This window comes from Neorhizobium galegae, from assembly GCF_017877055.1.
Lineage (GTDB): Bacteria > Pseudomonadota > Alphaproteobacteria > Rhizobiales > Rhizobiaceae > Neorhizobium > Neorhizobium galegae_D.
This window is the reverse complement of record NZ_JAGIPG010000001.1, coordinates 933,966-948,290: the sequence shown is the minus strand read 5'-3', so window position 1 is coordinate 948,290 and position 14,325 is coordinate 933,966. Positions and strand designations below refer to the sequence as shown.

The following is a 14,325-nucleotide window of genomic DNA, read 5'->3' as shown; positions in this document are numbered from 1 at the left end:
TTCCGGAAGGTACGACCATGACTACCATCAGTGAAGAAATTCCGAGCACGAAGCCGATGAGCCAGATAGGTCTTCTGGCGATGGCTGTCGCTGCCGGCATCGCCGTCGCGAACATCTACTACAACCAGCCGATGCTCGGCATCATCGAGGCCGAGTTTCCCGGCCAGCACGTCGTCGGCATGGTTCCGACGGCAACCCAGCTCGGGTACGCGGTTGGACTGTTCCTGTTGCTCCCCCTCGGGGACCTCGTCAACCGGCGCTGGCTGATCATCGGCCAGTTCTTCATCCTGGCGGGTGCGCTCGCTCTTGTCGCAGTGGCACCGACACCTGCGCTGCTCATTGCCGCCTCGCTGATCGTGGGGGCCAGTTCCACGGTCGCGCAGCAGATCGTACCGTTCGCGGCATCCCTCGCCCCACCCGAGAAGCGCGGCGCGACCATCGGCACGGTGATGGCGGGCGTTCTGTCCGGCATCCTATTCAGTCGGACGCTGTCGGGCTTCGTCGGCGAGCATGCCGGATGGAGGGAGATGTTCTGGATCGGGGTCCCTCTGGCGCTCTTCGCCATGGCGCTGATGTTCTGGACGCTGCCTCATCACAAGCCTACGACACGCCTTCCCTACCATCACGCCATCGCCTCCCTCGCCGGACTCTGGAAGCGTGAGCGGACGCTGAGGGCGGCCACCTTCATCCAGGCGTTCCTGTTCGCGTCCTTCACGGCCTTCTGGACAATCCTGGCGCTTTACCTCCAAGGCCCGCAGTTCAACTTCGGTGCGGACATCGCAGGACTGTTCGGTGTGGTCGGCGCGGTCGGCATCTTCGCCGCACCGCTGGCAGGTCGGATCGCCGACCGCCGGGGACCTCATTTCGTAGTCTGGCTCGGCGGGCTGTTGACCGTGGCCGCCTGGATCCTCTTCGGATCTTGGCCGTCGCTGATAGCCTTGGTCTTAGGCGTCATCGTGCTCGACTTCGGGATCCAGGGTGCGCTGGTCTCCAACCAGCACCTCATCTACGCGCTCGATCCGAATGCACGCAGCCGCATCAACACGATCTTCATGACCGGGATGTTCCTTGGCGGTGCGGCTGGTTCGGCTCTCGCAACCGCGGCCTGGAGTCAAGCTGGATGGTTGGGCGTCAGCGTACTAGGGGCGACCCTCGGCATCATAGCAGTTGCGATAAAGGCCGCCCATCATCTGAAAATTCCCTCCAGTACCCTCAACGGCAGGCCATCATGAGGAAGCTCCGCATAAGGGTTGTTGGCGGTTCGCTGGCAGGGGTCTTCGCAGGGATACTGCTTCAGAGGAGCGGCCACGACGTGACGATCTATGAGCGTTCCGCGCACGGACTGGGAGGGCGAGGCGCAGGCCTCGTTCCCCAGCAAGACCTCTTCAACCTTCTCCGGATGATCGGTGCCGAGGACGCCGAAGAGGTCGGTGTGGTGGCGAGGGAACGGATCTACTTCGGCCGCGACGGACGCGTCCTTCAGACGACGCGGGCTCCGCAGAAGCAGATTTCGTGGGATTACCTCTACAATACGGTACTGTCGCACTTCGATTCGGAAGCATTCATGCTCGACCGAGAGGTGGTCCGGGTCGAGGATGGCGAACAAAGCGCGGAGATCATCTTCGGGGACGGCACCACGGAAACCGCCGATCTCGTTATCGGAGCCGACGGCGTCGGCTCCGTGGTGCGCGCCACCCTTAATCAGACGGACCACGGCAACCAGTTCGCGGGCTATGTCGCCTGGCGTGGACTGATCCCGGAAACGCAACTACCCAATGGCGCATCCATACTGCTCGACCGTTTCGCCTTCTACGTGACCAGCGGCGTGCACATCCTCGGCTATCTCGTTCCCGGATCCGGAGGCGAAATCGATGTCGGCCGCCGCAGATACAACTGGGTCTGGTACAGACCCACCGAACAGGACGAGCTGCAGCGGACCTTAACGGACGAGCGCGGTCATTCATCGCAATATTCGCTCCGTCGAGGTGGGCTTTCCATGGAACGGCGCGATGCCCTTCGCCGGGACGCCCATGAAATACTGCCGCCGCAGTTCGCGCTTGCCGTCGAAGCAGAGCCCACTCCCTCGATCCAGGGCATCTTTGACTATGAGGCGCCAAGGATGATCGGAAGATCTGTCGCGTTGGTTGGGGACGCCGCGTTCGTGGCGCGACCGCATACGGCGATGGGAGTATCAAAGGCCGCAGCAGATGTCATGGCGCTGGTGGCTTGCCTTGCCGGAGAACGGCAGATTCAGGCTGCGTTGGAACGGTACGAGGCCGCCAGGATCGGTGTTGGTAGAGAGATCGTAGACTATGGACGCCGTCTCGGAGCAACGGCTTTATAGATCCGGAATAGACAGGCGGTGCTTATTCGACCGCCTGTCAGAATGGTCGGGCTAAGCCGCCTGCCTGCCTGTCGTGCCGCTGATCACATTGCGCCGTATTACGATCTCGCCGTCACTGGTCGACACTCCCATCGCGTGCAGCCCATGCGCGCCGCCATTGAACCGCAGGCCCAGGGAATTCGCCGGGATGCCGAGGTAATCGCTCATCTCCTCTTCGGAGCCGCCGAGTTCCAGCCAACTGATTCCCGTGGCAGTCCGAGTGCCGAACTGCGGAGTGACGCGCGACGGATGCTTGGTGATGTCGCTGACGAGGAAGAAGTTCGGGAGGCCCGCACGCCAGCTTGGGATAGTCTCGGGAGTGCGGATCGCGACGCCCATCATCCCGTCGGGACGGGTACGCAGCGTGCTTTCGATCACATCGGTGCCGAGACGCTTGGCAAGCTGCTCCAGTTCATCCCGGCTATCGACCCGGGCACACCAGCCGATGAACACGTCGCCGTCCTCGCATTTCTCCTTGAAGAAGCGGGCAGAGGCATTGCCCTTCTCGTATTCGAAGACATCGACGACACTTTCGACCTCGATGTAGGTGTCGTTCCCTGTCGGGAAGATCTTGTTGGCGAGGCCGAGCTTGGGAAACCACCCTCCCTCGTAGCAGCCGAGGCCTGTCTCTTCCCGCAGGCGCTGTGCGCCATCGAAGAAATTGCGGACGCCGAGGCAGACGTGATCGATGTGAATCATTTTCCAGTTCCTGTTTCATTGAACATTGGAGACGGCCTACGACGGCCGCCCTTTGAGGATCGTTCTGGGAGGTCCCACTCAGAAGCCCGAGCATGCCTTGGCCTGCGCGATGACGGCAGCATGGTCGAAGTTGTTGATCCTCCGGAAGAAGGCTTGGTCATCCGGCACGAGCTTCTTGGGGTCGATCGTCTGGGGAATGAGCTTGTTCTCGAGCAGGAACGCCTGAAGCTTGTCGAGGCCCTCGACCGAGACCTTGGCGCGCAGCTCACCGCCGGCCCTGTCGAACGCCAGGTTCGCCTCCTCGACGTTCGACTTTTCGATTTCGGTATCCTGCTCGAGCGTCGTCGTGCGGTTGGCTCCGTAGTTCTTGCGATAGATCTTCGCGACGCATTCGGGATTTGCCTCCGCGAAAATCTGGGCCTTGGCAATCCCTCTCGCCAGAGCCTCGACCAGTTCAGGCTTCGCCTTGAGGGTGTCGTTAGTTGCGACGAGACCGTAGTCGGGGAACTGCATCCACTGGTCGTCGTAGAAGTACGATGCGTTGTTCCCGAGAGCCTTGAAATTGGCGATCTCGGACATGAATGTCAGGCTGGCGTCAACCGCACCCGACTTCAGTGCTTCGTATGACTGCGCCCCGAGACCGATCACGGCCTGGCGGACCTCACGCTGCGGGTTGATGTCGTGCGAGGCCAGCATGCTGTTGAGATACATCGCTCCGCCGGAGCCGGCGACCGCAAGGCCGACAGTCTTGCCCCTGAGGTCTGCGGCCTTCGTGATGCCCTTGTCGGCCATCGTCAGAATGCGCCAGGACGTGTTGCGCATCGTCGCCAGCATCCGGATGTCTGTCAGACCCTTGGCGTCGGCGGCAAGCCACGGGGTCGTGTTCATCATCCCGATCGTGCCGCTGCCGCCGATGATGCTCTGGACCGCTGCGGCCGAGCCTTGGGAATAGACGACCTGCACGTCATAGCCATCGTCCTTCCACCAGCCGAGCGCCAGGGGCACATAGAGTTCGAAGACGGCGGTGATCATGACCGGGTTGCCGTGGATGATCTTCACGGACTCCAGAGCGTTTGCTGTGCCGGACGCGATGGGCATGGCTGTAGCGATCGCGGCAACGACTGTTGCCGCCTTCAAGGCATTCTTCATGACATGTTCCCTTTTGGTTTAGATTAGCCCTTCGGATTTTCCATCCAGAAGACGAGTTTGCGGCCAATGGCCTGGATCGCAGCGCTGGCGGTCGCGGCGATGAACGTCAAGACCGCGATGGCCGCGAAGACCCCTGCGGTGTCCAGCGCGAAGCCAGCGCGGATGATCGCCGAACCGATACCTTCCTGCGCGCCGACGAATTCGGCGACGATCGCCCCGATCACGCTCAGCGTCACACCGACATTGAGGCCGCCGAAAATGTAGGGCGCCGAATTGGGAAGCCTGAGATAACGGAAGCGACGCCATGCGGACGCGTTGTAGACGTCGAACAACTCGTCCTGCTCGGCGGGCGTCGCTCGTAGCCCGATGACCGCGTTCACGAAGACCGGGAAGAAGGTGATCAAGGCTACGATCACCACCTTTGAAGTCATGCCGAAGCCAAACCAGATGACGAAGAGCGGTGCGATCGCCACCTTGGGGATGGCCTGAAGGGCGACGATATAGGGATAGAGGATTCGTTCGGCGACTCGCGACCCGGCGACCGGGATAGCCAAGGCAAATCCGATCGCCGATCCCAGTACGTATCCGAGGAAGACCTCTTGCAGCGTGATTAGTATGTCGGTTCCAAGGTCTCCGACAAACAACCCGGACCAAAGTGCGATGGCGATGGCGCTAGGCTTTGGCAGGAGCGCCGGACTTATGTTGAGAAGAGGTATCAACACCCACTCCCAGGCGGACAGGAACGTCACGAGGACGACCACCGATGCCAGGGTGACGATGTCCGGAGCCGGGAAACGGAACCGCGATGGGGATTTGACCTTGCGGTGAACGGAAGCGGATATGACCTCACTCATTGGACAAGCCCCTCTGCTTCGAAATGCTTTCGCACGGCGCTGGTATAGTCACCGAATTCCCTGGAATTGATCATCTCGAGCGTCCGGGGCCGAGGGAGTTCGATCGTGATGTCATCCACCACGCGGCCGGGTCTCGGCGCGAGGACAATGACTCGGTCGGCAAGGAAGACCGCTTCCTGGATGCTGTGCGTGACGAAGATCACCGTCTTCCGGCTTGTCATCCAGAGTGACTGCAGTTCGACCTGGAGCTTGTCCTTCGTCATCGCGTCGAGTGCGGCGAAGGGCTCATCCATCAGCAGCACTTCAGGATCGTGAACCAGTGCACGGGTGATGCCGACCCGCTGCTGCATGCCACCGGAAAGTTCGCTCGGATACTTGTCCTCGAAACCGTTCAGGCCAACCATGTCGAGAAACTTCGTCGCCCGCTCGTCGACTTCCCTGCGGTTCGCCCCACCGATGTCCGCTGCCACCGTTACGTTCTGGCGCACTGTTCGCCAGGGCAGTAGAACTGGCGACTGGAACACCATACCGATCCCCGCGGTCGGAGCTTCGATCTCCGCGCCACCGATCGAGACGCTTCCACTGGACCGTTGGATCAGCCCCCCGACCATCCTCAGAAGAGTGCTCTTTCCGCAACCGCTGGGCCCGACAAGAGTAATGAACTTTCCCTTATCTATTGATAAATTAACGTCGGTTAGCGCGGTGACGTGATCTCCTGACCTCGTCACGAATTTCTTCGACGCCTTCTTGATTTCGATGAATGACTCTAGTTGTTCCACCTTCAAAGCCTTCTATATTTGTCGTTCATGGGCTTTTCGACAGTTGCCACGGGTCGCCGCTGATTGATGAAAATTTAGTTATCATCTGATAAATAGAATGACAATACTCGTTTTTGGCGATAATTTAGGCATGACGAAAACCGCAATGCATTCATGCACCTCTGTGCGTTGGACGCTGTGGAAATCGAAGTTTTCCCGATACCGAAAAGATCTTCGGACAACCTGAGATGGAGAAGTCATGAACCGCACCAAACTCTTTACGCCTACTTCGGTGGGTCGACTGACATTACCCAATCGTATTGTGATCGCCCCGATGTGCCAGTACTCCGCGCACGAAGGCATGATGACCGACTGGCATCTGATCCATCTTGGAAACCTGGCCAATTCCGGCGCCGGCTTCCTCACAATCGAAGCCACCGCGGTCTCTCAGGAAGGACGGATTTCCTACGGCGACGTCGGCCTCTATTCGGACGGATGCGAAACCGCGATGGGGCGGACCCTCGAGTCGATCCGGCGCTGGTCCGACATCGCGATCGGTATTCAGCTAGGGCATGCCGGACGGAAGGCCTCGACGGATATTCCGTGGAATGGAGGCAGCCAGATCGCTCCCGGGAAGGATAACGGATGGCAAACCGTCGCCCCAAGCGCCGTGCCCTTTCAAGCTTCGTACGCCCCTCCACGCGCCCTCGACAGAGAGGATCTGAAGCGGATACGGCAGGCATTTGGCAATGCCGCGGCGCGGGCGGCGCGACTCGGATTGGCCGCGATCCAGATCCACGGCGCGCATGGCTATCTGCTGCATCAGTTCCTTTCGCCTCTGTCGAACCATCGCAGCGACGAGTACGGAGGATCGCTGGAGAACAGGATGCGGTTCCCACTCGAGGTCTTCGAAGTCGTCCAGGAAGAGTTCTCGGCAAGCGGCCCCGTAACCATGCGGGTGTCAGCCTCGGACTGGGTGGACGGCGGCTGGTCGTTGGACGAGACGATCGCGTTCGCGCAGGCCCTCGAGACGAAGGGCCGCGACGCCATCCACGTCTCCTCCGGTGGTCTCGCCGCCGAGCAGAGGATCGCGATCGGGCCGAACTATCAGGTGCCATTCGCCCGGGCCGTGAAGGCTGCGACTTCCATGCCTGTCGTGGCAGTCGGTCTCATCACGGAGTTCGAACAGGCGGAAGCGATCGTCAGCACGGGGGATGCCGACATGATCGCAATCGCCCGCGCCATACTGTACGATCCACGCTGGCCATGGCATGCCGCCGCCCATTTCGGGGAAAGTGTGAAGGCAGCCCCGCAGTACCTGCGTTGCCAGCCGCGCCAGTTCCGCACGCTCTTCGAAAGCGCCTGACGAGGACTGAATGGCCTCGGGTGCACGCCCGAGGCCATTCGGGAGGATTACGATCTTATCCCGGTATGGGCCGTGACATACTGAGCGTCGAAACCCTCGCGCGCGGCGGCACCGCTTCTGCTCCGGTCGGAGACCGAGGCGAGGAAGGTCACCACGAAGGCCAGTGGCACGGAGAAGAGAGCCGGATTGTCGTACGGAAAGATGGCCGCACCGAAGCCCAGCGTTCCCGACCATACGGCAGGACTGAGCAAAACGAGAAAGAGCGCGCTCAGAAGCCCTGCAAGCGATCCAAGTACCGCGCCACGTGTGGTGAGGCCCCGCCAGGTCACAGAGAGAAAAATCACCGGGAAGTTCGCGCTTGCCGCGATCGCGAACACGAGCCCCACCATGAAGGCGATGTTCTGGTTCTCGAACAAGATCCCGAGGACGATCGCAAAGCCGCTGATGAGGACGGCCGACAGCTTCGACATCCGGATTTCTTCGGCTTCCGTGGCATTGCCCTTCCGGAAGGCCCGCGCATATAGGTCATGTCCCGCTGCGGAAGCGCCTGCCATCGTCAACCCGGACACGACGGCGAGGATCGTGGCGAAGGCCACCGCCGAGATGAAGCCCATCAGGACAGATCCTCCAAGCTTGTCGGCGAGGTGGATCGCAACCATGTTCGTCCCGCCGATGATCTTGCCTGCGGCATCCAGATAATTGGCATCGCCGGATACCAGCGCGATCGCACCGAAGCCGAGGACGAAGAGCAGCGAATAGAAGACCGTGATGAAACACGTGGCGACGAGAACGGACACCCGAGCCTGCACCGCGTCCGACACGGTGAAGAACCGCATCAGGATGTGAGGCAGCCCGGCGGTCCCGAATATCAGGGCTACGCCCAGTGACAGCGCAGAAATCGGATCCTTGACCAATCCGCCAGGAGCCATGATCGCTATTCCCTTGGGATGGATCGCCACGGCAGATGCGAAGAGGCCATTCAGACTGAAGCCGAAATGCGCGAGGATGAGCGTCGACATAAGAACCGTCCCGAAGAGCAGGAGCACGGCTTTCGTGATCTGCACCCACGTCGTCGCCAGCATTCCGCCGAACGTGACGTAGAGCATCATCAGCACACCGACAAGCACGACCGCAATCCAGTACGGCAGACCGAACAGAAGCTCGATGAGCTTTCCCGCACCGACCATCTGAGCGATGAGGTAGAAGAGAACGATAACTAAGGTGTTCACACCCGCGACCGTCCTGATCGGCCGCTCGGACAAGCGATAGGCGGCGAGATCCGCAAAGGTGTATCGCCCAAGATTCCGAAGAGGCTCGGCGATCAGGAACAGGATCATTGGGAACCCGACAAGGAAGCCTATCGCGTAGATCATCCCGTCATAGCCGGATCCGTAGACCAATGCGGTCACGCCGAGGAACGTCGCAGCCGATGTATAGTCCCCGGCTATCGCAAGACCGTTCTGCACGCCGGAAAGTCCGCCGCCGGCGGCATAGTAGTCGCTGGCGGTTCGGGTTCCGCGCCGTGCGGCCCAGACCGTCACGCCGAGGCTTGCAATGACGAACACCAGGAACATGGCGATCGCCAGCGGATTGAGTGCTTGTCGAGCCACCTCGCCCGTCAATGCATCCGCTCGTGCACCGGAAGCAAATATTGTGAGCGCGAGTCCACTTGATGCTGCTGTTTTCCGGTTCATGGGATTTCCTTGCGCAGCGCAGACGCGAGCTTGTCGAGGCGCATGCTTGCGTAGAGAGCGTAGATTGCTGTCAGGACAAGTCCGAAGACCATGAGGGAAACGCCAGCGACCACGCCAGTGCTTATGGAAGAGCCTGGAGATATGGGAGCGGCGAGGATCCCCGGGGAAAAGGCGACGACACTGATGAAGGTGAAGTACAAGGCCGCCATCACTATCGCCAGTCCCGCCCCGAGGCAGTTCCTTTCGAGGCTGATCCTGGAGAACAATGGCCGCTTTCGGATCTGCTCCAGATCCACCGGTTTGACTTGTGCATCCATGCCGCCTGTCCTCCAATCCAGGGTTGCGGGGATGGCCGTACGAACCGCGACCATCCCCGCATTCCGAGAACTTTAAATAACCAGTGGCGCGTTCGCGCTGTCCTTAAATTCCACGGTAGTGAACGTCAGATCCGTGTCACCAATATTCTCGAGATCATGCGTCATGAACTCTCCAAGTCCATAGTGATGATGCTGCGTGTCACCGGGCTTGTACGAGACTTCCGCGACGCGGCCGTCGCCGTAGTTCGAACGTGCCCTTCCCCCGGTGACAGCGGTCCAGAAATAGTCGAGCACGTGGGTGTGAAAGCCGATGCGCTCCGATGGCTTCAAGGTCAATGACCAGACGCGAACCCTGTCAGTCTCCGAGACGAGCGCACTCCCTACCCTGCCGTTCCCGGCGTTGCGGGCAAACTCCTCGGCCAGTTCCTCGCTCAATCCTTCCGGGGCCTTCGGCCAGGTGTCGATTACGTGAATTCCCATGATTTCGTCCTTTCTCTTGTTCAGGCCGCGATGCCGGTCGACACGGCGGTCTCGCTCATGATCGCGTCGGGGTGGCGATGTCGCTCCGCCATTGCCCGCTCTTCATCGGTCAGGATCTGTGCCTGCATGTATGCTCCGAGGTGCCGCGCCCTGCGGATGACCGCCTGTCCGTAAGCCAGGCGCTGGCGCTCGAATTCCTCAAGTGCCGATGCGACGTCGGGCTGGGCCTCGACCGCCTCGGCAAGCGCGAACGCGTCCGCAGCCGCCTTCGTGACGCCCATCCCGACATGTGGCCTCGCGACGAAGGCGGCATCCCCGAGTAGGGCGATCCGCCCGCCGATTGACATTCGTGGCGTCTCGAGATCCTGGATTGCCTGGATGAACGGCTGTGCGGTCTTCGCGACGACCTCCGCGAACTGGGGCGACAGGAGGTCCTGGGCGGCACTGCGCATGTCGTCGATCACGGCCGGTCGGATCCTGTTCGGGGGGATGGATAGCGCATGGGTCACGCCGTCGACGTCGGTGAGCAGCTCCTTCAGCCCGCCCTCCTGAGCCGCAGGGCGGTACCAGACGAAATTGAAACGGCGGTGGCCGGGTTCGATGGACTCGTCCGCGCCGGCTACTGGGTATCCGAGCATCTGTTCTCCCGTCGGAAGCGAGAACGCGAAATGGTCGCACAGCGCGCTCCTGGTGTCGGCCGACAGATCGGCCTCATCGACTAGACCGCGCCAGGCTACATAACCGACATAGTTTGGCATCACGTCCGGCATGTACTGTGCACGCACAGCGGAGAAGATGCCGTCCGCCGCCACCAGGAGATCACCCCTAGCCTCGCTGCCATTGTCGAAACGAGCCACGACGCCGTCGGCTTCGACCTCGACGCTTTGCAGGTTGTAGCCGTGATGATAACAGCCCTCGGGCAGGCCTTCTTTCAGGATGGCATAGAGCCGTCCCCAGGAGGTCAGGATCTGCGGATGCGACTTCTCGCCAATGATTTCGCCGTTGCGGTCGAAGACACGGCGGCCCTCGACGCTCACTCCGACCTTGGCGTTCTCGCTGTCGATGCCGCATGCGTCGAGGATGTCGAACAGCTCGGGATGAGTGACGATGCCTGCGCCACGGCCAGCCAGTTCTGAGGATATCCTCTCGTAGACGTCGACCGTCCATCCCTTGCCAAGCAGCAGGCGGGCGGCGAAGAGCCCGCCCATCGAACCGCCGATGATCAATGCGTGGCCAGTCTCTTTCATTTCAGGTCCTCCATTCAGGATGAGGTCGGTGGCCGACGTGTCTCTGCGGCGGCCACGTTCGGTCGGCGAGTCAATGAACGCCGAGATGATTGTTCAGAAGCGAGCTGTCCTGGATGAGGTCCGCCGCCGTGCCGCGGGCGACGATCTCGCCCGTGCTGATGATGACCACGTCGTCGGCAAGCCGGAGGGCGAAATTAGTATGCTGCTCCACGAGTACGATCGACAGACCAAGCTCCCTGAGCTGACCGATGATACGCCCGACCTCGGCGACGATCTGAGGGGCAAGACCTTCGGTCGGTTCGTCCATCAGGAGGATCAGCGGATTGGTCATCAGCGCCCGCCCGATCGCAAGCATCTGCTGCTCGCCTCCGGACAGGCGTCCGGCGGGATGAGATCGGCGCTCCTCCAGCCTTGGAAAGACCTTGAAGATGTCCTCGACGTCCCACACCACGCGTCCGGACGGTGTCGGCCGCCTCTTCGCGACAACCAAGTTCTCCGTCACGCTCAGGCTTTTGAAGATGCGGCGACCCTGGGGCACCAATGCGATGCCCGAGTGGCAGATCGCTTCTGGAGTGGCGCCTTCGATGCTGCGGCCGAATACAGACACGTGGCCGCTGCGAGGCTTCATCAGTCCCGCGATCGTGTTCATGCAGGTCGTCTTCCCCGCCCCGTTCCGGCCAAGCAGAGCAAGGACTCGTCCTTCCGTAACATTGAAGGAAACGTCCTGCAGGATGTGGCTGTCGCCGTAGAAGCTGTTAACGGCATTGAGGGTCAGCGCGTTGTTATTCGGCAAGATAGGCCTCCTTTGTCCGCGGGTCGGCGATCACCTCGTCCCGACTTCCGTCAACGAGGAGTTTGCCGTTCTGGAGAAGGGCGATGCGGTCGGCAAAGCCGAGCGCGACGTCCATGTCATGTTCGATCATGATGACGGTCAGCGATCGAGGGAGCGCGTTGAGCAGACCTTCGACGCCCTTTCGCTCCTCCTTGGAAAGGCCTGCAAGCGGTTCGTCGAGCAGCAGCAGCCGTGGCTGCTGGGCCAGCGCCATCGCGATCTCGAGCCGTCGTCTTTCGCCATAGGAAGTCTCGCTGACGCACTTATCGGCTATATAGTCGAGCATGACCGTCCGCAGGATTTCCATCGCCGAAGCGCGGAACTCCTCATCTGCATCGAGCGAACCGAAAGGCTTCCAGCGGCGGGAAGTGCGCCCAAGACTGGCAAGCACGACGTTGCGGATGACCGTCTCGCCCGAAAAGAGCGTCAGGATCTGGAAGGTCCTGCCGATCCCGCGCGCCGCGCGCCTGTTGGTCGGCAGGGCCGAAACATCCTCCCCTGCCAGCGATATCGTTCCGAAACTCGGAGCCAGATCCCCCGCAATCAGGTTGAACAGCGTCGTCTTTCCTGCGCCGTTCGGCCCGAGGATGAGGCGCCTCTCGCCTTCCATGACCTTGAAGGAGACGTCGCTGATGACATGCAGGCCGCCGAAGCTCTTGCTGAGGTTGTTGAGTTCCAATGCCGACATCAGCGTGCCCTCGAAGTTGGCTGGAGGGAGGCGCTGGGCGCGGCCCCCTTTCGGAAGCTGCCGATCATCCCAGCCAGGATCCGTTTGCTTCCCGGAAGAAGCCCTTCGGGCATGGCGATGATGATGAAGAGGAATATGCATCCGAGCAGGGTCGGCCAGCGGTCAGTGTAGGCACTGGCGACGTTCTTCAGCAGGACGACGACGCCGGCTCCGAGCAGCGGTCCGAACAAGGTACCTATGCCTCCGGCGATGACCATGAGAACCGCTTCCGAGGAGACGGTCAGTGACAGCGCGTGCGGGCTTATGAACTGGAAGATCTGGACGTAGAGAATGCCGGAGACCGTCGCCACGAAGCCGGAAACGAGGTACGCCACGTAACGAATGGCCCAGGTGTTGTAGCCGAGCGTGCTCATCCGCCGCGGCTGGTCGCGCACGCCCTTAATCGCAGCGCCGAGCGGTGAGCGGATGAACGCTGCGAGGAGAACCATGACGAGGGCCAGCACCGCCAGACAAACGTAGTACAGTGTGAGGGGATCGGCTGAGATCACGCTGGCGCGTCCCAGGCTGATGCCGTTGTCGCCGTTCGTGAGGTCGGTGTAGCGAAAAGCCACGCCCCAAACGATCTGCCCGAGTGCCAGCGTGATCATCAGGAAGCTGAGGCCACTGGTTCTGAGCGCGATCAGACCGAACACGGCGGCGGCCGCCGTGCCAATCAGAAGGGCCGCGCCAACCGCAATCCATGGCGAGAAGCCGTAGGTGCCGGATGTCACCGCATAGGCGTAGGCGGCGATGCCTAGGAACCCGGCATGGCCGAGAGACACCATGCCGCCGTACCCGGCGAGAGTGTTCACGCTCACGGCGAACAGGCCGTAGACCAGGATCTGGGTCGCGATTCCGAGGTAGAAGTTTCCCGGAAGAAGGAACGGCAGAATGCAGGCGATTGCCGTGATGAAGATGATTCCGACGGTCTTCATGCTGCTTGCCTCCCGAGCAGGCCTTCAGGACGGACCGCAAGCACGATGACCATCGGAAGGAAGAGGATGACGTAGGAGAGATCGGGCAGCAGAATTTGTCCGAACGTGTATATGATGCCGATCAGGACGCTGCCGATCAGGGCGCCCGCAAGGCTGCCGATCCCCCCGAGGATGACGACGAGAAGCGCCAGCGGCAGCATTTCCGTGTCAAGGCCGGGGTATACCGAAAGGACCGGAGCCGCGAGCGCTCCCCCGATGCCTGCAAGAGCCGAACCGAGGCAGAAAACGACCGTGAACAGGCGCGACACGGGGATGCCCGTTGCCCGGGCCATCTCCCGGTCGTCGACTGCCGCACGAATCTTGGCCCCGAGGGTCGTGCGCTCGACGACGAGCCATAGAGCAATGGCGACGAAAGCTGCTACCACGATCAGGAAGAGGCGGTAGAGCGGAAAGGCGAACATCCCCAGTCGTGCCGCTCCCTGCAGAAATGCCGGGGGCGCCAGCGATATAGGATCTCCCGACCAGATCAGAAGGCATTGATCGGCGACGATGAACGAGAGGCCAAGAGTTCCGAGAACCTGCGCCAGCTCGCGGCCAGCAAGCCTCTGCACCAGAAGGTGCTGGACGAGCCCACCGAGGAGCGCGCAACCAGCTCCTGCGGCTACGATGGCGATCCAGAAGCCGGCGCCGATCGCGGAGGTGGCGAGATAGCCGCCCAGCATGAAGAACGCGCCATGCGTCAGGTTGGCGACCCTCATCAGGCCGAATATCAACGAAAAGCCCGCCGCCAGCAGGAACAGCACCGCGGCGAAGGCGAGGCTGTTGAAAAGCCCGGTGATCCAAAACATTGAAATGCCTCCTCCATCTCGAATGAGTTCGTGGGG

The 14,325-nt window shown here is 61.3% G+C and carries 15 protein-coding genes; 3 read left to right on the top strand and 12 right to left on the bottom strand.

What is annotated here, in order from left to right:
- The first annotated feature begins 17 nt into the window (after positions 1 to 17).
- Together J2857_RS04365 and J2857_RS04360 are read left to right on the top strand one after the other, a co-directional pair.
- Positions 18 to 1,232, top strand: a complete 1,215-nt coding sequence (locus J2857_RS04365) for an MFS transporter (RefSeq protein WP_210008795.1) — start codon at positions 18 to 20, stop codon at positions 1,230 to 1,232.
- Entirely contained in the window at positions 1,229 to 2,344 is a 1,116-nt protein-coding gene (locus tag J2857_RS04360; protein WP_210008794.1) for an FAD-dependent monooxygenase, read from the top strand. Before J2857_RS04365 ends, J2857_RS04360 begins: the two co-directional genes overlap by 4 nt.
- A 51-nt stretch (positions 2,345 to 2,395) precedes the next feature.
- On the opposite strand, the gene J2857_RS04355 is transcribed toward J2857_RS04360, so the two are convergent.
- The 4 genes from J2857_RS04355 to J2857_RS04340 all read right to left on the bottom strand — a co-directional run bounded on the left by J2857_RS04355 (position 2,396) and on the right by J2857_RS04340 (position 5,864).
- Entirely contained in the window at positions 2,396 to 3,082 is a 687-nt protein-coding gene (locus J2857_RS04355; RefSeq protein ID WP_210008793.1) for a VOC family protein, read from the bottom strand.
- Positions 3,083 to 3,160: 78 nt separating this feature from the next.
- Positions 3,161 to 4,231 carry an ABC transporter substrate-binding protein gene (locus tag J2857_RS04350; RefSeq protein WP_210008792.1) on the bottom strand — a complete coding sequence of 357 codons (1,071 nt, stop codon included), beginning with the start codon at positions 4,229 to 4,231 and terminating at the stop codon, positions 3,161 to 3,163.
- A 23-nt stretch (positions 4,232 to 4,254) separates the two neighbouring features.
- Positions 4,255 to 5,085: an ABC transporter permease gene (locus J2857_RS04345; RefSeq protein WP_210008791.1), complete on the bottom strand. Its 831-nt coding sequence runs from the start codon at positions 5,083 to 5,085 to the stop codon at positions 4,255 to 4,257.
- Complete coding sequence (locus J2857_RS04340; RefSeq protein WP_210008790.1) at positions 5,082 to 5,864, bottom strand: ABC transporter ATP-binding protein; 783 nt, start codon at positions 5,862 to 5,864, stop codon at positions 5,082 to 5,084. The genes J2857_RS04345 and J2857_RS04340 overlap by 4 nt, the downstream gene beginning before the upstream one ends.
- A 238-nt stretch (positions 5,865 to 6,102) precedes the next feature.
- Here J2857_RS04340 and J2857_RS04335 point away from each other — a divergent pair, with 238 nt between their 5' ends.
- The gene (locus J2857_RS04335; protein WP_210008789.1) at positions 6,103 to 7,209 is read left to right on the top strand and encodes an NADH:flavin oxidoreductase/NADH oxidase; all 1,107 of its coding nucleotides are present in this window, start codon (positions 6,103 to 6,105) and stop codon (positions 7,207 to 7,209) included.
- 47 nt (positions 7,210 to 7,256) lie between these two features.
- Here J2857_RS04335 and actP read toward each other — a convergent pair whose 3' ends face one another.
- From actP to J2857_RS04295, 8 genes are all read right to left on the bottom strand, one after another.
- Entirely contained in the window at positions 7,257 to 8,903 is a 1,647-nt protein-coding gene (actP, locus tag J2857_RS04330) for a cation/acetate symporter ActP (RefSeq protein WP_210008788.1), read from the bottom strand.
- Complete coding sequence (locus J2857_RS04325; RefSeq protein WP_210008787.1) at positions 8,900 to 9,220, bottom strand: DUF485 domain-containing protein; 321 nt, start codon at positions 9,218 to 9,220, stop codon at positions 8,900 to 8,902. Before J2857_RS04325 ends, actP begins: the two co-directional genes overlap by 4 nt.
- Positions 9,221 to 9,292: 72 nt before the next feature.
- Positions 9,293 to 9,700 carry a hypothetical protein gene (locus J2857_RS04320; protein WP_007753627.1) on the bottom strand — a complete coding sequence of 136 codons (408 nt, stop codon included), beginning with the start codon at positions 9,698 to 9,700 and terminating at the stop codon, positions 9,293 to 9,295.
- Between the two features lie 20 nt (positions 9,701 to 9,720).
- A complete protein-coding gene (locus tag J2857_RS04315) occupies positions 9,721 to 10,947 on the bottom strand; it encodes an FAD binding domain-containing protein (RefSeq protein ID WP_210008786.1) in 1,227 nt (408 codons plus the stop codon).
- Positions 10,948 to 11,017: 70 nt separating this feature from the next.
- Positions 11,018 to 11,740: an ABC transporter ATP-binding protein gene (locus tag J2857_RS04310; RefSeq protein WP_210008785.1), complete on the bottom strand. Its 723-nt coding sequence runs from the start codon at positions 11,738 to 11,740 to the stop codon at positions 11,018 to 11,020.
- Positions 11,730 to 12,467: an ABC transporter ATP-binding protein gene (locus J2857_RS04305; protein WP_210008784.1), complete on the bottom strand. Its 738-nt coding sequence runs from the start codon at positions 12,465 to 12,467 to the stop codon at positions 11,730 to 11,732. The genes J2857_RS04310 and J2857_RS04305 overlap by 11 nt, the downstream gene beginning before the upstream one ends.
- Positions 12,467 to 13,441 carry a branched-chain amino acid ABC transporter permease gene (locus tag J2857_RS04300; RefSeq protein ID WP_210008783.1) on the bottom strand — a complete coding sequence of 325 codons (975 nt, stop codon included), beginning with the start codon at positions 13,439 to 13,441 and terminating at the stop codon, positions 12,467 to 12,469. Before J2857_RS04300 ends, J2857_RS04305 begins: the two co-directional genes overlap by 1 nt.
- Positions 13,438 to 14,289 (bottom strand): branched-chain amino acid ABC transporter permease, encoded by an 852-nt coding sequence (locus J2857_RS04295; protein WP_210008782.1) that lies wholly within the window; start codon positions 14,287 to 14,289, stop codon positions 13,438 to 13,440. The genes J2857_RS04300 and J2857_RS04295 overlap by 4 nt, the downstream gene beginning before the upstream one ends.
- Between the last annotated feature and the right edge of the window lie 36 nt (positions 14,290 to 14,325).

Excerpts from the sequence above, each read along its gene's own strand:
- J2857_RS04320 (WP_007753627.1), bottom strand. The coding sequence starts at position 9,700 with ATGGGAATTCACGTAATCGACACCTGGCCGAAGGCCCCGGAAGGATTG.
- J2857_RS04300 (WP_210008783.1), bottom strand. The coding sequence starts at position 13,441 with ATGAAGACCGTCGGAATCATCTTCATCACGGCAATCGCCTGCATTCTG.
- J2857_RS04345 (WP_210008791.1), bottom strand. The coding sequence starts at position 5,085 with ATGAGTGAGGTCATATCCGCTTCCGTTCACCGCAAGGTCAAATCCCCA.
- J2857_RS04365 (WP_210008795.1), top strand. The coding sequence starts at position 18 with ATGACTACCATCAGTGAAGAAATTCCGAGCACGAAGCCGATGAGCCAG.
- J2857_RS04325 (WP_210008787.1), bottom strand. The coding sequence starts at position 9,220 with ATGGATGCACAAGTCAAACCGGTGGATCTGGAGCAGATCCGAAAGCGG.
- J2857_RS04295 (WP_210008782.1), bottom strand. The coding sequence starts at position 14,289 with ATGTTTTGGATCACCGGGCTTTTCAACAGCCTCGCCTTCGCCGCGGTG.
- J2857_RS04355 (WP_210008793.1), bottom strand. The coding sequence starts at position 3,082 with ATGATTCACATCGATCACGTCTGCCTCGGCGTCCGCAATTTCTTCGAT.
- J2857_RS04360 (WP_210008794.1), top strand. The coding sequence starts at position 1,229 with ATGAGGAAGCTCCGCATAAGGGTTGTTGGCGGTTCGCTGGCAGGGGTC.
- J2857_RS04305 (WP_210008784.1), bottom strand. The coding sequence starts at position 12,467 with ATGTCGGCATTGGAACTCAACAACCTCAGCAAGAGCTTCGGCGGCCTG.
- J2857_RS04315 (WP_210008786.1), bottom strand. The coding sequence starts at position 10,947 with ATGAAAGAGACTGGCCACGCATTGATCATCGGCGGTTCGATGGGCGGG.
- J2857_RS04335 (WP_210008789.1), top strand. The coding sequence starts at position 6,103 with ATGAACCGCACCAAACTCTTTACGCCTACTTCGGTGGGTCGACTGACA.
- actP (WP_210008788.1), bottom strand. The coding sequence starts at position 8,903 with ATGAACCGGAAAACAGCAGCATCAAGTGGACTCGCGCTCACAATATTT.
- J2857_RS04350 (WP_210008792.1), bottom strand. The coding sequence starts at position 4,231 with ATGAAGAATGCCTTGAAGGCGGCAACAGTCGTTGCCGCGATCGCTACA.